At 62.9% G+C, this 18,609-nt stretch carries 18 protein-coding genes; 4 read left to right on the top strand and 14 right to left on the bottom strand.

Features of this window, described 5'->3' with window-relative positions; translation table 11 throughout:
- Positions 1–4 precede the first annotated feature (4 nt).
- From rnc to infC, 12 genes are all read right to left on the bottom strand, one after another.
- On the bottom strand, positions 5–682 hold the full coding sequence (gene rnc, locus ABGT73_RS01825) for a ribonuclease III (protein WP_346668146.1): 678 nt from the start codon (positions 680–682) through the stop codon (positions 5–7).
- 18 nt (positions 683–700) lie between these two features.
- The gene (plsX, locus tag ABGT73_RS01820) at positions 701–1,717 is read right to left on the bottom strand and encodes a phosphate acyltransferase PlsX (protein WP_346668145.1); all 1,017 of its coding nucleotides are present in this window, start codon (positions 1,715–1,717) and stop codon (positions 701–703) included.
- A complete protein-coding gene (gene trmFO / locus ABGT73_RS01815) occupies positions 1,714–3,027 on the bottom strand; it encodes a methylenetetrahydrofolate--tRNA-(uracil(54)-C(5))-methyltransferase (FADH(2)-oxidizing) TrmFO (RefSeq protein ID WP_346668144.1) in 1,314 nt (437 codons plus the stop codon). Before trmFO ends, plsX begins: the two co-directional genes overlap by 4 nt.
- A 39-nt stretch (positions 3,028–3,066) precedes the next feature.
- Positions 3,067–5,151, bottom strand: coding sequence for a type I DNA topoisomerase (gene topA, locus ABGT73_RS01810; RefSeq protein ID WP_346668143.1), 2,085 nt, complete (start codon positions 5,149–5,151; stop codon positions 3,067–3,069).
- A 19-nt stretch (positions 5,152–5,170) separates the two neighbouring features.
- Positions 5,171–6,271: a DNA-processing protein DprA gene (dprA, locus tag ABGT73_RS01805; RefSeq protein WP_346668142.1), complete on the bottom strand. Its 1,101-nt coding sequence runs from the start codon at positions 6,269–6,271 to the stop codon at positions 5,171–5,173.
- Positions 6,272–6,273: 2 nt separating this feature from the next.
- Complete coding sequence (locus ABGT73_RS01800) at positions 6,274–7,047, bottom strand: RNA methyltransferase (RefSeq protein WP_346668141.1); 774 nt, start codon at positions 7,045–7,047, stop codon at positions 6,274–6,276.
- A 22-nt stretch (positions 7,048–7,069) separates the two neighbouring features.
- Complete coding sequence (locus ABGT73_RS01795) at positions 7,070–7,753, bottom strand: polyphosphate polymerase domain-containing protein (RefSeq protein ID WP_346668140.1); 684 nt, start codon at positions 7,751–7,753, stop codon at positions 7,070–7,072.
- On the bottom strand, positions 7,753–8,436 hold the full coding sequence (locus tag ABGT73_RS01790; protein ID WP_346668139.1) for a DUF4956 domain-containing protein: 684 nt from the start codon (positions 8,434–8,436) through the stop codon (positions 7,753–7,755). The genes ABGT73_RS01795 and ABGT73_RS01790 overlap by 1 nt, the downstream gene beginning before the upstream one ends.
- A gap of 13 nt (positions 8,437–8,449) precedes the next feature.
- On the bottom strand, positions 8,450–10,642 hold the full coding sequence (locus tag ABGT73_RS01785) for a CotH kinase family protein (protein ID WP_346668138.1): 2,193 nt from the start codon (positions 10,640–10,642) through the stop codon (positions 8,450–8,452).
- A gap of 69 nt (positions 10,643–10,711) precedes the next feature.
- Complete coding sequence (gene rplT / locus ABGT73_RS01780; protein WP_007047801.1) at positions 10,712–11,065, bottom strand: 50S ribosomal protein L20; 354 nt, start codon at positions 11,063–11,065, stop codon at positions 10,712–10,714.
- A 58-nt stretch (positions 11,066–11,123) separates the two neighbouring features.
- The gene (gene rpmI / locus ABGT73_RS01775) at positions 11,124–11,330 is read right to left on the bottom strand and encodes a 50S ribosomal protein L35 (RefSeq protein WP_007047802.1); all 207 of its coding nucleotides are present in this window, start codon (positions 11,328–11,330) and stop codon (positions 11,124–11,126) included.
- Positions 11,331–11,357: 27 nt separating this feature from the next.
- Complete coding sequence (gene infC, locus ABGT73_RS01770; protein ID WP_346670298.1) at positions 11,358–11,888, bottom strand: translation initiation factor IF-3; 531 nt, start codon at positions 11,886–11,888, stop codon at positions 11,358–11,360.
- Between the two features lie 329 nt (positions 11,889–12,217).
- Between infC and ABGT73_RS01765 the strand changes: the two genes are divergently transcribed.
- From ABGT73_RS01765 to argS, 4 genes are read left to right on the top strand one after another with little or no spacing between them, the layout of a single operon-like run.
- Positions 12,218–13,330 (top strand): D-alanine--D-alanine ligase family protein, encoded by a 1,113-nt coding sequence (locus tag ABGT73_RS01765; protein WP_346668137.1) that lies wholly within the window; start codon positions 12,218–12,220, stop codon positions 13,328–13,330.
- A complete protein-coding gene (gene murI, locus ABGT73_RS01760; protein WP_346668136.1) occupies positions 13,330–14,145 on the top strand; it encodes a glutamate racemase in 816 nt (271 codons plus the stop codon). Before ABGT73_RS01765 ends, murI begins: the two co-directional genes overlap by 1 nt.
- A 14-nt stretch (positions 14,146–14,159) precedes the next feature.
- Positions 14,160–14,612, top strand: coding sequence for a DUF1934 domain-containing protein (locus ABGT73_RS01755; RefSeq protein WP_346668135.1), 453 nt, complete (start codon positions 14,160–14,162; stop codon positions 14,610–14,612).
- Between the two features lie 27 nt (positions 14,613–14,639).
- The gene (argS, locus tag ABGT73_RS01750; RefSeq protein ID WP_346668134.1) at positions 14,640–16,397 is read left to right on the top strand and encodes an arginine--tRNA ligase; all 1,758 of its coding nucleotides are present in this window, start codon (positions 14,640–14,642) and stop codon (positions 16,395–16,397) included.
- A gap of 1,311 nt (positions 16,398–17,708) precedes the next feature.
- On the opposite strand, the gene ABGT73_RS01745 is transcribed toward argS, so the two are convergent.
- Together ABGT73_RS01745 and ABGT73_RS01740 are read right to left on the bottom strand one after the other, a co-directional pair.
- The gene (locus tag ABGT73_RS01745) at positions 17,709–18,182 is read right to left on the bottom strand and encodes a GNAT family N-acetyltransferase (protein ID WP_346668133.1); all 474 of its coding nucleotides are present in this window, start codon (positions 18,180–18,182) and stop codon (positions 17,709–17,711) included.
- A 156-nt stretch (positions 18,183–18,338) separates the two neighbouring features.
- Positions 18,339–18,572 (bottom strand): methylenetetrahydrofolate dehydrogenase, encoded by a 234-nt coding sequence (locus tag ABGT73_RS01740; protein ID WP_346668132.1) that lies wholly within the window; start codon positions 18,570–18,572, stop codon positions 18,339–18,341.
- Between the last annotated feature and the right edge of the window lie 37 nt (positions 18,573–18,609).

Genomic DNA, 18,609 nt, shown 5'->3' with positions numbered 1-18,609 from the left:
CTCCTTAGCGTTGGGACTGCAGGCGGTCCAGCGCCTGCCTGGCGGCGTGCTGTTCGGCCGCCTTCTTGCTGCGGCCCACCCCTTCGGCCAGCCGCTCATTGTCGCAGTAGACGGCGACGGTGAACTGCTTGGCATGGTCGGGGCCGGTCTCGCTCTCCACCTCGTAGCGCAGGCGGGCGTTGGGATTCTGCTGCACCACTTCCTGCAGGCGGGTCTTGTAATCTTCCTCGGCGGTCTTGCCCTCGGTGAGGAAGGGCAGGATGAAATTGCGGGCCACTTCCAGCCCGCCGTCCAGATAGAGGGCGGCGATGACTGCCTCAAAGGCGTCAGACACCACGCTGGGACGGTTGCGCCCGCCCCCCAGGTCCTCGCCGTGGCCCAGCCGCAGGTAGTCGCCCAGATGGATCTCCTGGGCGAACTGGAAGAGGGCATCCTCGCTGACCAGGCTGGCCCGCATGCGGGTCAGTTCGCCCTCCGGCCGGGTGGAGTGATGGAACAGATAGTCCGCCGCCACCACCGACAGCACACTGTCGCCGAGAAACTCCAGCCGCTCGTTGTGGGTGGTGGGGACTTTGCTCTCGTTGGCGAAGCTGGTGTGGGTCAGGGCGATGCGCAGCAGGGCGGGATTCTTGAACTGATAGTGCAGAACCTTCTGCAGTTCTTCGGGTTTATGCGTAGCCACCGTAGGGCCTTCCTTTCTTTATGCCTGGGGTTTTTCCAGCGCGTTGAGGGCGGTCTGCATGGTGCCGCAGAGGTCGTTGGCCACGCAGGTGCGGGCCTGCCGGATGGCATTCTTGATGCCCTTGGCCTTGCTGGAACCGTGGGCCTTGATGACCGGCTTGGCGGCGCCCAGCAGCGGCGCGCCGCCCACTTCCTCGGAGTCCATCATCCGCTTGATGTCGGCAAGGCCGCCCTTGATGCCCAGATAGCTGAGCTTGGTGATGAGGTTCTTCAAAAAGACCTTCTTGAGCATGCCCAGCAGCGTCTTGGCCACGCCCTCGGTGAGTTTGAGGACCACGTTGCCCACAAAGCCGTCGCAGACCACCACATCCACTTCCCCGTCCAGGATGTAGCGGGGCTCGATGTTGCCCACAAAGTGGATGCAGGGGTTGGCTTTGAGCAGCTGGTGAGCCTCCCGGTAGGTGGGGGTGCCCTTGGTGTCCTCGGCGCCGTTGTTCACCAGCGCCACCGAGGGGTTCTTCCGGTCCATGACCTTCTCGGCATAGACGCTGCCCATGGTGCCGAAGGCGTTGAGCATATCGGGGCGGCACTCGGCGTTGGCGCCGCAGTCCAGCAGCAAAAAGTTCTGTTTGGCGCCGGGCATGGGTGTGGCCAGGGCCGGGCGCTTGATGCCCTTGAGGGTACGCACGATGAGGCTGGTGCCCACATGGAGTGCGCCGGTGGAACCCGCCGACACAAAGGCGTCGCCCTCGCCGTTTTTCAGCATGGTCAGACCTTTGATCATGCTGGAATCGGTCTTGTGGCGGGCCGCCTTGACGGGGTCATCGTGCATATCCACCACTTCGGAGCAGGGAATGATCTCGAAGGGGGTCAGGTCGATCTTGTTCTGGGCCGCGCAGTCTTTCATGGCCTTCTCGTCACCCAGCAGCACCAGCTTGGTGTCGGCGCTGTACTCGGCAGCCGCCTGGGATGCGCCCTGGAGCACACACAGCGGGGCGTTGTCGCCGCCCATGGCGTCGATCAGAATCTTCATCATGATACGTCCTCCTCTACCCAGGCCCGCATGGCCTGTTGCGCCGTCTCGGAAAGGGCGGCATAGCGTTCCCGCTTATCGCGGATGGCATTGATCTCGGGGGTGCGGGGCAGGATGCCCATATTCGCACCCATGGGCTGGAAGTCCTTGTTGGGGGTGGTGATATACTGCAGCAGCGCACCGCACATCGTTTCCGGCGGGGGCGGCGGCAGCGGTCGGCCCTGGAGCCGCGCCAGAATCTGCCGCGCCGCCAGCAGACCGCTGGCCGCGCTCTCCATATAGCCCTCAAAGCCGGTGATCTGCCCGGCAAAGAATACGTTGGGGTGTTCTTTCAGATACTGCTGGGCCGTCAGCACCCTGGGGCTTTCCAGGAAAGTATTGCGGTGCATGACGCCGTAGCGGATAAACTCGGCGTGCTCGAGCCCCGGAATCATCGAGAAGACCCGCTTCTGCTCCCCCCACTTGAGGTTGGTCTGGAAGCCCACCAGGTTATAAAGGGTGCGGTCGGTGTTCTCGGCCCGGAGCTGGACGTTGGCCCAGGGGCGGTGGCCGGTGCGGGGGTCCCGCAGCCCCACCGGGCGCAGCGGGCCGAACCGGATGGTGTCGGCGCCCCGGGCGGCCATGACCTCGATGGGCATGCAGCCCTCGTAGACCGTCAGGTCGCCGTCGAAATCGTGGAGGGGGGCCCGCTCGGCGGCGATGAGCGCCCCGTGGAAGGCCTCGTACTCCTCCTTGTTGAAGGGGCAGTTTAAGTAATCGGCCTCGCCGCGGCCGTAGCGGGAGGCGGCGAAGACCTTGTCGTAGTCGAGACTCTCGGCGGTAACGATGGGCGCCACCGCGTCGTAGAAGCTCAGCCGGTGGTTGCCGGTAAGGGCCGCGATGGCGTCGGCCAGCGCCCCCTCGGTGAGGGGGCCCGATGCCACCAGCACCGGGGCGCTCTCGTCAAGAGCGGTGACTTCCTCCCGGTGAATCGTGATGTTGGGGTGGCGCTCCACCTGGTCCGTGACGGCGGCCGAGAAGACATCCCGGTCCACCGCCAGGGCACCGCCGGCGGCCACCCGGGCGGTCTCGGCGGCGGGCAGCAGGTGGCTGCCCATGGTGCGCATCTCCAGCTTCAGCAGGCCGGAGGCGGAGTCTGGGCGCTCGGCTTTCAGCGAGTTGGAGCAGATCAGCTCGGCAAAACCGGCGCTTTTATGGGCGGGGGAAAACTTGCCGGGTTTCTGCTCGTACAGGTCCACCTGCACCCCGGCGTCGGCCAGCCAGAGCGCGGCTTCGCACCCGGCCAGACCGGCCCCAATGATCTTACATTGCATACTTTCCTCCACGGGAATGGGCGGGGCGTACCCCGCTGGTTATTTCTTTTCCACCGGCTTCACAAAGCCGCAACCCTCCTTGGCGCAGTAGAGCTGGCCCTTCTTCTTGAAAAGGGTGGCGCCGCACTGGGGGCACTTTTCCGGCACCGGCTCGTCCCAGGTCATGAAGTTGCACTTGGGGTAGTTGCCGCAGCCGTAGTAGATGCGGCCCTTGGCGCTCTTGCGCACCAGCATGTGGCCGCCGCACAACGGGCACAGCCCGCCGGTATCCTTGACCAGCGGGTGGGCGTTGCGGCACTCCGGGAAGCCCGAACAGGCCACGAACTTGCCGTACCGCCCCGACTTGATGACCATGGGACGGCCGCACTTTTCGCAGATCTCGTCGGTGGGGATGTCCTCCACCTTGACCCGCTTGCCCTCCATGTTCTTCTCGGCCTTTTCCAAGCTCTTGGCAAAGCCCTGGTAGAATTCATCCACGGTTTTGACCCAGTCGGCCTGGCCCGCTTCCACCACGTCCAGCTTTTTCTCCATGTCGGCGCTGAACTTCACATCCACGATGGCCGGGAACTGCTCCATCATGACCTGGTTCACCGCCTGGCCCAGGGGTGTGGTCTTGAGCTTTTTCTGGTCCTTCTCCACATAGCCCCGGTCCACAATGGTGGTGATGATGGGCGCGTAGGTGGAGGGACGGCCGATGCCGTTCTCCTCCAGGGCGTGGATGAGGGTGGCCTCGGTGTAGAGCGGCGGCGGCTGGGTGAATTTCTGGTCCGCTGTCAGGGATTTCAGCTGGAGGGTCTGGCCCTGTTCCAGTTCGGGCAGGGCGGTCTCCTTCTTCTGCTTGTCGTCGGTGGACTCCTCATAGAGGGCGGTGAAGCCCTCGAAGGCCACCCGGAAGCCCGAGGCCCGGAAGAGGTAGTCCCCCGCCGTGATGGTCACCGAGACGGTATCCTGCACGCAGTCCGCCATCTGGCTGGCCATAAAACGGCTCCAGATCAGCCGGTAGAGCTTGGCGGTGTCGCCGCTGATGCTCTTTTCCACCTCGTCGGGGGTCAGGTCCGGCATGGAGGGACGGATGGCTTCGTGGGCGTCCTGGGCCACCGTGGCGGAGCGGGACTTCCACTTGCGCTGAGTCTTGCAGACGTAGTTGTCCCCCCAGCGGCCCGCGATGAACCGCTTGGCTGCTGCTGCGGCCTCGTCGGCGATGCGCAGGCTGTCGGTACGCATGTAGGTGATCAGACCCACGGTACCGTGGCCGGCGATGTCCACGCCTTCGTAGAGGGTCTGGGCGGCCCGCATGGTGCGGGTGGCCGAGAAGCCGTAGGCGCGGCTGGCGTCCTGCTGCAAAGTAGAGGTGATGAAGGGCGGCGCGGGCTGACGGCGGCGCTTGCCCTTTTCCAGCTTGGAGATGACGTATTCCTTGCCGTCCAGCGCCGCCACGATGGCGTCGGCCTGCTCCTTGTTGGTGACGGTCAGCTTTTTGCCGTCCGCCCCGGCAGTGAGCCGCGCCACAAAGTTGCTGCGGCTGCCCTGGGGATGCAGGGTGGCGTCGATGTTCCAGTATTCGTCGGGCTTGAAGTTTTCGATTTCCAGCTCCCGGTCCCGGATGAGCCGCACCGCCACGCTCTGGACGCGGCCGGCGGAAAGGCCCCGGCGTACCTTGCGCCAGAGGAACGGGCTGAGCTTGTAGCCCACCAGACGGTCCAGCTCCCGCCGGGCCTGCTGGGCGTTGAAGAGGTCCATGTTGATGGCCCGGGGATGGGCCATGCCCTCCTGGACGCCCTTCTTGGTGATCTCGTCAAAGGTCACCCGGTTGGGCGCCGACGGGTCCAGCCCCAGAATGTTGGCCAGATGCCAGCTGATGGCCTCCCCTTCCCGGTCCGGGTCGGTGGCCAGCAGCACGCCGTCCGCCTTTTTGGCCTCGGCTTTCAGCTCCTTGACCAGCTTCTGCTTGCCCTTGATGGTGATATATTTGGGGGTGTAGCCGTGCTCCACGTCAATGCCCAGCTGGCTCGCCGGCAGGTCGCGCACGTGGCCCATGCTGGCGGTGACTTTATAGTTTCGCCCCAGATACTTGCCGATGGTCTTAGCCTTGGCGGGCGATTCCACAATGACCAGTTTTGCCATAGTCTCCTCCTGATTTCCTTTATAAAGCGATGTACCGCCGGCCCGGCTGCGCCTGGGCGCCGCCGAACAGTTCCAGCTCGGTACAGGCCGCCAGCACCCGGTTGGCGGGCAGGCCGGTAGCCGCACACAGGGCGTCGATGCCCTGGGGGGTGGGGCCCAGTTTTTCGTAGACCGCCCGGGCGTCGGCGCTCACCGATGCCGGGGAAAAGGCGGGCAGTTCCGCCGCGGCGGGCTGCGCCTCGGCCCCCAGCCGTTCCAGAATGTCCTGGGCGCGGCAGAGTACCTCCGCCCGGTGGGTGCGCAGCAGCTCGTTGGTGCCCTGGCTCATGGCGCTGTAGATGCTGCCCGGCACGGCCAGCACCGGGCGGCCGTAGTCCTCGGCGTGGTGCACCGTGTTGAGGGTGCCGCTGCGCAGCCGGGCTTCCGCCACACAGACCACCTGGGCCTGGGCCGCGATGAGCCGGTTGCGCGCCAGAAAGGTTCCCGTTGTTTTGCCCCTGTAGTGGGGCGGATATTCACTGCAGACCGCGCCGCCCAGCGCTTCGATGCGTTGGCGCAGCGTGGTGTTGGAACTGGGGAAGGTCACATCGATGGCCGTGCCCAGAAACGCGATGGTGGGCATGCCCGCCTCCACGGCGGCGCGGTGGCCTTCGCTGTCCAGCCCGTCGGCCAGACCGCTGACGATGACCACCCCGGCCTTGGCCGCCCCCAGGGACAACTCATAGGCGGCCTGCCGCCCGTAGGCGCTGGGCCGCCGGGTGCCCACCATGGCCGCATAGCGGTGGCCGTTGAGGCAGGTCTTGTCGCCGGTGACATAGAGCACCAGCGGCAGGTCGGGGATCTCCCGTAGCCGGGCGGGATAGTCCGGGTCGTCGGGGGTGAGCGCCTCCACCCCGGTGAGCAGGCAGTGGTCCATCCGCTCCTCAAAGTCATAGGGGGTGGCGCTCTCCAGCCGGGCCGCCGCGTGTTTGCTCACAAAGGCCGGCATGCGGGCGGGGTCCTCCTGCAGGGCCAGCCAGAACTGTTCCGGGTCGGGCCAGAGGGCCAGCAGTTCCCGGGCATACTGGCAGGCGGAACCGACGGCGTCGGCCAGCCACAGCCAGGCAAGTTTCTTGTCCATCGTCACACTCCGCGGAAATGCCACAGCAGCACGCTGCCCGCCACACCGGCGTTCAGGCTCTCCACCCGGTCGGTCATGGGGATGCGCACCGCTTCGTCGCAGGCCTGCACCGTATCGTCGGTGAGGCCCTGGCCCTCGCTGCCGATGACCACGCAGAGGCCGCCGGGGAATTCCCGGCCCGCCTCGTCCAGCGGACGGGAGCGGTAGAGTGCCGCCGCAAGGCAGGTCACGCCCCGGTCCCGCAGGGCATGCAGGGTGGCGGGCAGGTCGTCGGTGCGTACTACCGGCAGCCGCCCCGCCGCTCCCATGGAGGACCGCAGCGTCTTGGGCGAGAAGGGCGCCGCGCACCCGGGCCCCAGCACCACAGCGTCAAAGCCGAAGGCCGCGGCGCTGCGCAGCAGGGTGCCCACGTTGCCGGGGTCCTGCACCCCCTCCAGGGCCAGAAGCCGCCGGGCCGTGGTCAGCACGGCGGGGTCGGGCCGGGGGGTCTCAAACAGCACAAAAACGTCCTGGCTGGATTTGGTGCCGGCCAGCTTTTCCGCCACCGACGGCGCCACCGGCACCGGGTGCAGGGCCGCCAGAGCCGGGGTCTTGGTCAGGGCCGCCTCGGTGGCGTAGGCCGTGCGGGGGGTGCAGCTCTTGGCCAGTTCCAGGCAGAGCTTGGGCCCCTCGGCAAAGAAAAGCCCGTCGGCGGCGCGCTGCTTCTCGGAATCCCGCAGCAAGCAGGCGTATTTGATTTTAGGATTTTCGCGGCTGGAAATCAAGTCAGTTCGCATAAAATTTACCGTTTTTCCTTTTTTAATAGAGCGCCGCCCGGGCCAGTGCATATTTGCTGATGCTCAGCGGCGTGCCCGGCACACTGCTGAGCATCCGGCCCAGCCAGCCGGGCAGCGGCTGGTCGTATTTGATCTCCAGGACCGTTTTGGGGGCCAGCACCTCCACCATGGGCACATCCGCTGCGAACAGCGACGTGCTCTTGGCGGCCCGCACATGGCGGTCCAGCGTGATGCGGGTCCGCCCCACCGGGAAGATCCAGGCCGTCCGCTCGTAATCGATGAGGGCCGCCGGGATGCGGCTCTCCCCCTGCAGAAGGGCGTAGGCCGCCCGGGACGCCGGGCCGCCCGCCAGCAGCGGGGCGGCATCCCCCGCGATCAGCGCCTGGGCGGTATCCCGGTCCAGCAGGGCGCTCTGCTTGTGGGAGGTCCTGGCCCGCTTGGCCTTGATCTCCAGCTTGAGCTGCGCCGCCCGCAGGTCGTAGAGCCGCAGCCGCAGCTTTTTGCGCTCGCTGACGCCCAGCAGTTTGTCCTGGTAGTCGGCGTTTCCCGGCGTATCAAAATAGAGGCTGCGGATGAAGTAGGCCCCCGCCGCCGAGTATCTGTCCCGGGGCAGCACGCCGTCCAGCAGGGATTCCAGCACGGCGGCCTGGGCCGGAGAGAGCAGGTACTTTTCCTCGTAGCGGCGGACCTGCAGTTCGGCGGCCATTACAGCGTTTCCCCGCTGTAGCTCACCAGGTTCAGGCTGCGGATCTTGTCGGCGCCCACCGCCTCCCGCACCTGGCCGCTCAGCGCGCCGGCGCTCTGCTTGCGGGTGAAGGAGACTTCGTAGGTGAATTCCTCGGTGTCGGCCATCTGGTTGCGCATCCGCAGCTTCCAGGCCCGGGTATGCTTTTTCAGCACGGCGGCAAGGGCAGCCTCGTCCACGGCGCCGGTGCCGGTGCGCAGCACCAGCAGGTAGGTGGTGGTGTCGTAGAGGTCCAGGTTGGCCAGGCACACCACCACGGTGAGCACCACGCTGCCCAGCAGGCCGATGAGATACATCTCACTGCCGCAGGTCAGGCCGATGGCAATGGCCCAGAACAGAAAGGCGATGTCCCGGGGTTCCTTGACGGCGGTGCGGAAACGGATGATGGACAAGCTGCCCACCATGCCGAGGCTCAGCGCCAGGTTGGAGCCGATGGCCTGCATGACCAGCGTGGTGATGATGGCCACCAGCAGCAGCGTCAGGTTGAAGTCCTTGGAGTAGACGGTGCCGCGGTAGGTCTTGCGGTAGACAAAGTAGAGAAGCATGCCCAGCACCACCGCCATGGCCAGCGACAGGCAGACCTGGGTGAGGGAGATGCTGGTGTTGCTCTCCAGCAGGTATTCCAGAATTTGACGTTTGCTCATCGTTCGTCATCCTTTACTGTGTGGGTCCGATACCGGTTTCGGCTTCGGCCAGGTTTACATCCAGGTATTCCAGCAGGTCGTCGGCGCGGTTTTCCAGGAAATCGCAGAGGGTGGCGTAATCGGCCTGCCACTGTTCCATCGTCATGGTCTGCACATCGGACTGGGTGTCGGTGAGTTTGTCGGCCAGCGGTGCCAGCAGGGTGGTCTCCACCTTCTGGCGGGTGATGTTGCGCTCCATCTCGGGTTCCAGCTCCTCGCACCACGCCTCGAAGGCCGGCAGGATGTTCTCCGGCGCGTAGGTGGTGGTCATCTCGGCGCGGAATTTTTCGGCGAACATGGCGCGGAATTCCTCGTACTGCCACAGTTTCTGGAAGAGCAGCCGCTGCACGTTGCCGTCGTCCGCCGGGTTATTCAGCAGATCGTCGATGGAATCCATGAACCCGTAGTTCATCGTCTGGTCGAAATCGTTGAAGAGGAACCGCCACTTTCCGTCGGTATAGCGGGCCGAGGAACCGGCATCCGCCTTCCACAGAATGGTGTTGCCCGCCGTGCGCACGCCGTCCCAGTTGTTGGAATAGATGTGGGGGATCAGGTAGTCGATGAAACCCGGCACATCGAAAGTTTCGTTGAGCCACTGCCAGGAGGCTTCGTCGGTGGGCAGGGCCTCCACCTGGGCGGCCAGGTCGAAGACCTGCTGTTCGGTGTCGTCCCGCCCGGTGGCGATGATCGTCACGGCGTCCGCGTCCACCCCGAACTGGTCCGCCACAAAGGTCTCGTCCTTGCTGGGCCGGATGCAGTAGATGCCCCAGTATTCATCCTCCAGATAGAGGATCACCGGGATGCTGTACTGGGAGCCCAGGTTTTTCTGGTAGAGGTAATTGCTCCAGAAGCCGTCCACATAGAAGTACTGCCAGGAGCCGTTGCCGGGGCCCTTGAGAGAAAAGCCCGCCAGATCGTCCAGGTCCCCGGTCTCCTCCAGCCGCTGGCGGCTTTCCTCATCGAAGCGGACCGAAAGGTTTTTCAGCAGCGACCACATGCGGGAGGCCTGGCCGCCCACCGAGATCTCCGCCTCCAGCGCCTCGTTCCCCGCCAGGCCTTCCACCTGGATGCGGGCGTCGATGTCCCCGCCGTTCATGAAGTTGGCGGAGTGGTCCAGCTGGCCCTGCTGCACCGCCGTGAAGTAGCTGGTGCCCGGCGTGTAGATGCCCTCTGGCCCGAACAGGTCGTCGGGGTCCGCCGTGACGCTGACCACCGGCAGCGTGTGGGGTTCCACCCCCACCCAGTAGGTGGCCGAACTGCACTCGTCGGACCACTGACCGTCCTTATAGAGCCGCACTGTGAGGGTGGTGGCCTTGTCCACCGGGTCGGGGGCGTAGTCGTAGGCGTAGTTCTTGATGAACTCCGAGTAGCCGTACCCGAACCGGCTGGGCAGCGAGGCGTATTCGTTGGGCTCCCCTGCCCGGCTTTCCACCGTGACGGGGCCCGTGTAGAGCGTGCCGTTATCGGCGGGGTCACTGCCGTCGGTGGTATAGAAGATCAGCGCGTCGGGGTCATCGGCCGAGAGTTCCACCGCCACCGGCTCGTCGTAGAAGCCGGAGGGCAGCGAAAACTCCGCCCGGCCCAGGGATGCCTCCCGGTGCTGGTCCAGGAAGTCCGCCGGGTTGGCCGCTCCCGGGGTGGCTGTGGCGAAGGTGCCCTTGTCCTCCCCGTTGCCGAAGGCCCGGCCGTAGGTGATGTCGAAGCCCTGCTCGGGGTATTTCAGCCGGTCCACCAGCTCCCCGTCGGCATTATAAAGGTAGAGCGTCTCCCCCCGGGTCTTGAGGGAAAAGGAGGTGTGGCAGTAGCCCGCGCCGTCCACCGTGCCGGTGCCGTCCGCAAAGAGGACCAGGTATTCCTTCAGCACAGTGCCCTCCGGGAAGGTCCAGCGGCCGGGGTCATCCTTGTCGTCGGTCAGCGTCCAGCCTGAAAGGTCGACGGTGCCGCCGCCGGGATTGTACAGCTCGATCCAGTCCCCGCAGTTGCCGTTGCCGTCCTGCAGGCCGGACAGGTTGTGGGCGCAGAGTTCGTTGATGACCACCGGTTTGTCGCCGTAGCCCCGGGACCGGGCCGCCACGCGGTCCACCTCCCACAGGCAGGCGCCCCCCAGCGCCGCCAGTGCCAGCACCGGCGGCAGAAAGCGCATCAGTTTGTTTGCGGCCGTGGACATGGTGCGTTTTTCTCCTTTATGCAAGAAAGACGCATGCGCCTGCGCGCGTGCGTCTCTTGTGTGTTGCTATTACAGAGCCTTCTTGGCGGTCTCGACCAGCGCATTGAAGCTGGCGGCGTCGTGAATGGCCATCTCGGACAGCATCTTGCGGTTCAGCTCGATGCCGGCCTTCTTCAGGCCGTTCATGAAGGTGGAGTAGTTCATGCCCTGGGCACGCACCGCGTTGTTGATGCGGGTGATCCACAGGTTGCGGAACTGGCGCTTCTTCAGCTTGCGGCCGACGAAGGCGTAGTTGCCGGATTTCATGACGGCCTGCTTGGCCATGCGGAAGTGCTTGGACTTGGAGCCGTAGTAGCCCTTCGCCAGTTTGAGAGTCTTGGCACGACGCTTGTGCGTCATGGTAGCGCCTTTAATACGAGCCATGTTTATATCTCCTTTATACTCTGGTAGTTATCTGACCTTGTGTTTCCCCTTGCGGAAATCAGCCGCCGTAGGGCATCATCTTGCGGACGGTAGCCTCGTTGGTCTTGTCGACGTACTTGGGCATACGCAGGCCGCGGGTGAGCTTGGTGGTCTTCTTGGTCAGGATATGGCGGCGCTTGGACGCGTTGCGCTTGATCTTGCCGGAAGCAGTCATCTTGAAGCGCTTCTTGGCGCCGGACAGGGTCTTGAGCTTCATTTTAGCCATTGTTGTTTCCTCCTGAAGAGTTCATTTTTACTTGTTGGGTACGGGGGACATGAACATCATCATGCTGCGGCCCTCCAGTTTGGGCTGCTTGTCGATGACGGCCTTGCCCGCCAACGCCTCGGCAAACCGTTTGTGGACATCCAGACCCAGGCTGGTGTGCGCCATTTCACGGCCGCGGAACCGAATGCTGACCTTGAGCTTGTGACCCTGCTGCAGGAATTTGGCGGCCTGGTTCACCTTGGTGTTGAAGTCGTTGGTGTCGATGTTCAGGGAAAGACGGATCTCCTTGACTTCCACCACTTTCTGGTTCTTCTTGGCTTCCTTTTCCTTCTTCTGCATCTCGAACCGGTACTTGCCGTAGTCCAGGATCTTGCACACCGGCGGCTTGGCCTGCGGTGCCACCTTGACCAGGTCCAGGTCTTTGTCGATGGCCATGCGCAAAGCGTCGCGGGGGCTCATAATGCCCATCTGGGTGCCGTCCGCCCCGATCAGGCGGATTTCTTTGTCGCGGATCTGCTCATTGATTTCCAGTTCCTTGGAATTGCTGTTGCTGGCGATTGGAACACACCTCCCACAAGTGTATGATAGAAAAGATAAAAGCGGCTGCCAAAAAAGCAGCCGCCGAACATACGAAAGCGCGCACCCGAGGTGCGATTCTCTGGTATGACCCGGGATTGTACATCCGCAAGGTGAGCCGACGGCTTACTGCCGGTTGCTGCTTTTTTTACAGGCATTACTATACCACAGCCCGGGGACGCTGTCAAGGGTTTTGCGGAAATCGGGCAGAAATTCGCAAATTCATATAGCCAATTGGATTGGAATATGGTATGATAGTAAGCTGAAGACTTGTAGTGTGTACAAAAATACAGCAAGAGGAGTCTTTTTGCATGAGTGAACACCAGAAACTGCGCGTTGCGCTGTTTTTCGGCGGGGTTTCCAGCGAGCACGAGGTCAGCTGCGTTTCGGCGTCGGCCTGGCTGCGCGCCCTGGGCGAGGAACCCTGTGCCGGACGATATGAGGTATTTCCCGTGGGCATCACCAAAACCGGCCGCTGGCTGGCCTGCCACCCCACCCCCGAGGCCATGGCCGACGGCAGCTGGGAGCAGGGTGCCGACTGCGTTCCCTGTGTGCTGAGCCCCGACCGCGGTGACCACGGCCTCTGGCTGCTCAAGGACGGCAAGGCGGAGCTGGTCCCCATCGACCTGTGCGCCCCCATCCTCCACGGCAAGAACGGCGAGGACGGCACCATCCAGGGCCTGTTTGAGCTGGCCCGCATCCCCTACGTGGGCTGCGGCGTGCTGTCCAGCGCCATCTGCATGGACAAAGTCCTGGCCAACACCGTGATGGACGCCGCCGGCGTGCCCCACTGCCGCTGGACCAGCGCCCTCCGCGCCGAGGTGGAACAGGACCGGGCCGCCGTGCTGGACCGGGCCGAAGCTGCCCTGGGCTATCCCATCTTCGTGAAGCCCGCCAACGCCGGTTCCAGCGTGGGCATCTCCAAGGCCGCCGACCGCGCCGCCCTGGACGCCGCCCTGGATGTGGCTTTGCGGGAGGACGACAAGGTGGTGCTGGAGGAGTTCATCGACGGCCAGGAAGTGGAGTGTGCCGCCATCGGCAACCCCGACGATCCCGCCCACATCTCCACCACCCGTCCCGGCGAGATCCTGGCCGGCGCGGAGTTCTACACCTACGACGACAAGTACAAGAACGGTGTCTCCCAGACCCTCATCCCCGCCCGCCTGAGCGAGGAGAAGCTGGACGAAGTGAAGGCCGAGGCCCGCAAGGCCTATCTGGCCCTGGGCTGCGCCGGACTGGCCCGCTGCGACTTCTTTGTGGAGCGCGGCACCGGCCGGGTGCTCTGCAACGAGCTGAACACCCTGCCCGGCTTCACCTCCATCAGCATGTATCCCAAGCTGATGGAGCACGAGGGCGTACACTTTTCGCAGCTGGTGGACCGGCTGCTGCAGCTGGCGGCACACCGCCGTAAGGGGGCCTACTGATGGACAAACGACCCATCGGCGTCTTTGACAGCGGCCTGGGCGGGCTGACCGCCGTGCGCCAGCTGCGCCGGGTTCTGCCCGGGGAGGATATCGTCTATTTCGGCGACACCGGCCGGGTGCCCTACGGTTCCCGCGCCCGGGACACCATCCTGCAGTATGCACGGCAGGACATCCGCTTTCTGCTGAAGCAGGATGTGAAGTTCATCATCGCCGCCTGCGGCACGGTGTCCTCCACCTTCCCGCCGGAGGAAGCCGCCAAACTGCCGGTGCCCTACACCGGCGTGGTGGGGGCTGCCTCCCGGGCAGCGGTGGCCGCCACCCGCAACCGCAAGATCGGCATCATCGGCACCGCCGCCACCATCCGCAGCGGCTCCTATGCCACCGTCATCCGGGACATGATGCCCGATGTGCAGATCACCGCCAAGGCCTGCCCGCTGTTTGTGCCCCTGGTGGAAAACGGCTACGTGCAGGACGGCAACCCCGTGACCAAACTGGTCATTGCGGATTATCTGGAATCGGTGCGCGCCGCCGGCGTGGACACCCTGATCCTGGGCTGCACCCACTATCCGCTGCTGAAAAAGATGATCGGCGACTATGTGGGCGCATCGGTCACCCTGATCGATTCCGGCAAGGTCACGGCCCAGGCGGCCGCCGCGGCGCTGGCCGATCTGGACCTGCTCAACGGCCGCAGCGAGGGCGGCACCGCGCGCTACTACGTCAGCGACACCCCCGACAATTTTGCCGAGCAGGAAATGCTGTTTCTGGGCGAGTACGCCGGCGGTCCCGTCGAGCGCATCGCCATTGAATCCTATTGAGGAATGGGAAATCTATGGAAGAAAAATATCTCATCACCATCAAAGGCACGATGGAGCAGGACGGCAAGAGCGATACCGTCGAGCTGATGACCCGCGGGTCCCTCGTGCACAAGGACGGCGCCTACTATATTATCTATAAAGAGACCGAGGCCACCGGCTACGCCGGCTGCACCACCACCGTCAAGGTGGCGGAGGATGCCCGCAAGGTTTCCATGCTGCGGTTCGGCAAGGTGCCCAGTCAGCTCATCATCGAGAAGGGCACCCGCCATCTCTGCCATTACGAGACCGGCTACGGCGCCATCAGCCTGGGCGTGGCGGCGGATGTCATCGAGCATCAGCTCAGCGACGAGGGCGGCAAGCTGAAATTCAGCTACACGCTGGATTCCGGCGCGGAGAACTTCATCAGCCGCAACCTGGTGGACATCACGGTGGACGCCCTGCCCAACCAGCCCGCCCAACCTGAATAACCAAATCGAACCGGAGGTTTTTGCATCATGGACTATCAGAATTACAACCCCCGCCTGGCGGCCCTGACCGAGGCGCGGACCCTGCTGACCGACGCAGTCAAGGCGGCCATGGCCGAGGGCACCCTGCCCGAAGCGGACCTGCCGGACTTCATCGTGGAGATCCCCGCCGACGTGAAGAACGGCGACGTGGCCTCCAACCTGGCCATGGCCGGTGCCCGGGTATTCCACAAGGCGCCCCGCCAGATCGCCGAGGCCATCACCGCCAAGCTGGACCTGAACGGCACCCTGTTTGCCGGGGCGGACATTGCCGGGCCCGGCTTCATCAACCTGTTCCTGGCCCAGGACTGGTTCACCAGCGTGCTGCGCGCCGCCTGCTCCAACCCCGAGTACGGCCGCACCGACGCCGGCGCCGGCAAGCGCTACAACGTGGAATTTGTCTCGGCCAACCCCACCGGCCCCATGCACATGGGCAACGCCCGGGGCGGCGCCCTGGGCGACTGTCTGGCCGCCTGCCTGGACTGGGCCGGCTACGACGTGACCCGCGAGTTCTACATCAACGACGCGGGCAACCAGATCGAGAAGTTCGGCAAGAGCCTGGCCATCCGCTACCTGCAGCTCTACAAGGGCGAGGAGGCCTGCCCGCTGCCCGCCGAGTGCTACCAGGGCGCCGACATCATCCAGCGCGCCAAGGAGTTTGCCGAGGTGCACGGCGACGCCTACGTCAACGCCGACTTCGAGGAGCTGAAGAAGGCCATCGTGGCGGACGCCCTGCCCAAGAACATCGCCGGACTGCAGCGCGACCTGGGCAAGTACCGCATCCAGTACGATGTGTGGTTCCACGAGAGCGACCTGCACAAGAGCGGTGCAGTGAAGGCCGTGGTGGACAAGCTGCTGGAGACCGGCGCCTGCTACAAGGCCGAGGACGGCGCCATCATGTACCGCAGCGCCCAGTACGCCGCCAAGTACGGCGTGGCCAACAAGCGCAAGACCGAGGACGGCAGCGAGGAGGAGGCCAAGGACGAGGTGCTGGTGCGCGCCAACGGCATTCCCACCTACTTTGCCGCCGACATTGCCTACCATTACAACAAGCTGGCGGTGCGCGGCTTTGAGAAGGCCATCGACGTGTGGGGCGCCGACCATCACGGCCATGTGGCCCGCATGAAGGGCGCCATGGACGCCATCGGCCTGCACGGCGAACAGCTGGATGTGGTGCTGATGCAGATGGTCAACCTGATGCGGGACGGCAAGCCTGTGCGGATGAGCAAGCGCACCGGCAAGGCCATCACGCTGACCGACCTGCTGGACGAGGTGCCCATCGATTCCGCCCGGTTCTTCTTCAACCAGCGGGAGAGCTCCTCCACCCTGGACTTTGACCTGGACCTGGCCGTGCGCAACGACAGCGAAAACCCCGTCTACTATGTCCAGTACGCCCACGCCCGCATCTGCTCGGTGCTGAAGAAGCTGGAGGAGCAGGGCATCACCTTCCAGGGCGTGGACAGCATCGACGCCGGCGTGCTCACCGACCCCGCCGAACAGGCGCTGATCCGTCTGCTGGCCGCCTTCCCCGCCGAGATCGTGGCCGCCGCCGACAAGTACGACCCCGCCCGCATCACCCGCTACTGCATCGATGTGGCCACGGCCTTCCACCGCTTCTACAACGCCTGCCGCATCCTGGACGCCGAGGGCGCCGTGCAGCAGAACCGCATTGCCCTGTGCCTGGCCGTGCGCGGCGTGATCCGCAACATCCTGACCATGTTCAAGATCACCGTGCCGGAGTCCATGTAACAGCGTAACAACGACAAAAAGCCGCCGTTCCATCTGGAACGGTGGCTTGTCTTTACACGACCCCAACATATTCATTGTACCACTATGGGATAGACTTTTCAATCCGTAATATGTACAAATAATTCCTTTTAAGGTTGTAGATTCTGCGAATAGACGATTCTCTAAGGCTGTGCTATAGTATAGTCACAGAAAGAAAACAGCCGGAGATAAGGAGCTAAGAACTCCAAGAGAAGCCACTTTCCAAAGGAACCTCAACAAAGACCGATCGTGAAAAGATCGACATCTTAAAGAAGATTTTTCCAGGTTCTTCCGAAACAGGTTCTCCGAAAATCCAGTGGAAAAGAAAAACTTCATCTGGAAAAAGCTGGTTTGAAAATCTCAACTTCTGAAAAATCTTTTACCGGGAGCGATGGCTCTTCTAAAAGTAAGTAAGAAGAAAAGAAATTCAGACAAAGGTTTTGAAAAAGAAAGAAGTTAAAATTTTCAACAGGAAACGGAAAATCTGAAACAAAAAAGAATCCAATGAAAACACTTTAAGGACTCCGATCCAGCATCACGAGGGCATTCGAGGAACCGGAAAGATGATGTAAAGGCCGCCGGCAGGATTCGCAAGGAAGGAGGCTCAAGTCCAATGGCAAACTTCAAAGATCCCATTCATCACCGGCGGGCCTGGGCCTGCTGACGCGAAAGAACCACATCAAAAGCCGCAGGTCGTAACCTGTAAAAGAATTATACCAAACGATGGTTGGTTCACAACAAAATGTGTTAGCAGACTCAGGGTCCCGTCAAAAAAGACCCCTGGCATAGAATATAGATTAGGATGAAAGAAGGCTGGTAGATGATGAAAGCCACCACCCCGCCGAACAGGATAATCCTGAATTTCACCTGATCCATAAGGAGACACTCCAATGTACTAGAGTTAAGAGGATTCTTCCTCAGCATCAGACCCCTACCCCAGAAACGATCTAAGTAACCGCAGGTTTCTTACTCCGTTCCACAAATGCTCTTCAGCAAATAACGAACCAGAGGGTAAGTCCAATGTACTACGGTTAGCATAGATCCTGAAAGGGCAAGTAAAATTCGCTTAAAGATAGGATGAGGTACTCATGACGATGAGTAAACAGTCCGAAAAATAACGAACAAGGGTTATGAGGCTATGACTCCAAAGAAGTAAGATCGCCGGGGCTGTACAGAAATGTACGGCCCCGGCTTTTGGGTTTTTTCCCCTTCCGGCCACTTGTACGACCGGGCTTTTTACAGCAAAAACCGGGCAGCTGCCAACAACGGCAGCCGCCCGGTTTCCTTTTGGTATTACAGCATGCAGCGCATGGTGCGGCGGGCTTCCACAAAGTCATGGGCCTCGTACAGCTCGATGGCTTTGCTGTTCTGGGCCAGCACTCCCAGTTCCAGGTATTCCAGCCGCCGGTCCCGGGCCCAGCGCTTGGCCGCACCCAGCAGCGAACTGCCGATGCCCTGGCTGCGATACTCCCGCAGCACCACCAGATCGTACAGGCTGGCATACCGGTGGGGCAGCACGCAGCTGAATTCCGGCGTCCAGCCCTCGTACACCACCAGGGCCAACCCCACCACGGTGCCCTCCTGCTCCGCCAGCAGAAAATCCGCCTGGGAGGAAGCGATGAACTTCAGGATCGGCGCCTCCTCCCGCGGGGCGGCACAGAAAAACTCCGGCTGCAGGTCCACCATCTCCTCATCCAGCACCCGGTACAGGGCCAGAATGGACGGCAAATCCGCCGGCGTGGCAGAACGAATCACAGTTTTTGGCATGGCGCAAGCCCCCTCTGCGTATAACCTGAAAAAGACAGCGCACGGCTACCGGCCCGCCGCTCCCCTGGGAACGGCCGGTCCTGCCAGCGCCGCATCGCTGTCTTTGTTTTCGGGCGGCGCTGCTTGCAGACCGCACTGCGTGAAAAACGCGTTTTCTTACTTGATCTCCTGGATCGTGTAGGTGAAACCGTACTCCTCCTGCAGCTTCTTCACCGCAGGCTCGCAGTCCTCAATGAAGGTGGGCGCGTAGACACTCTGGCCGTTGTGCTCCTTCTTGTAGTCCTCCACGATCTGGTTGAGCTTCTCCCAGCCCTCGTCCGCCTTGGCCTGGTCCATCTCCTTGGGGAAATCGATGATGAATTCGCGATGTTTGGGAATCCGTGCTTTCATGTTGGTTCACTCCTGGTTGTTTTATGATAATATACAA

Origin of the sequence: uncultured Subdoligranulum sp., from assembly GCF_963931595.1 — a bacterium.
GTDB lineage: Bacteria > Bacillota > Clostridia > Oscillospirales > Ruminococcaceae > Gemmiger.
Note: the sequence above shows the minus strand (reverse complement) of the source record. Positions and strands in the feature narration are given on the sequence as shown.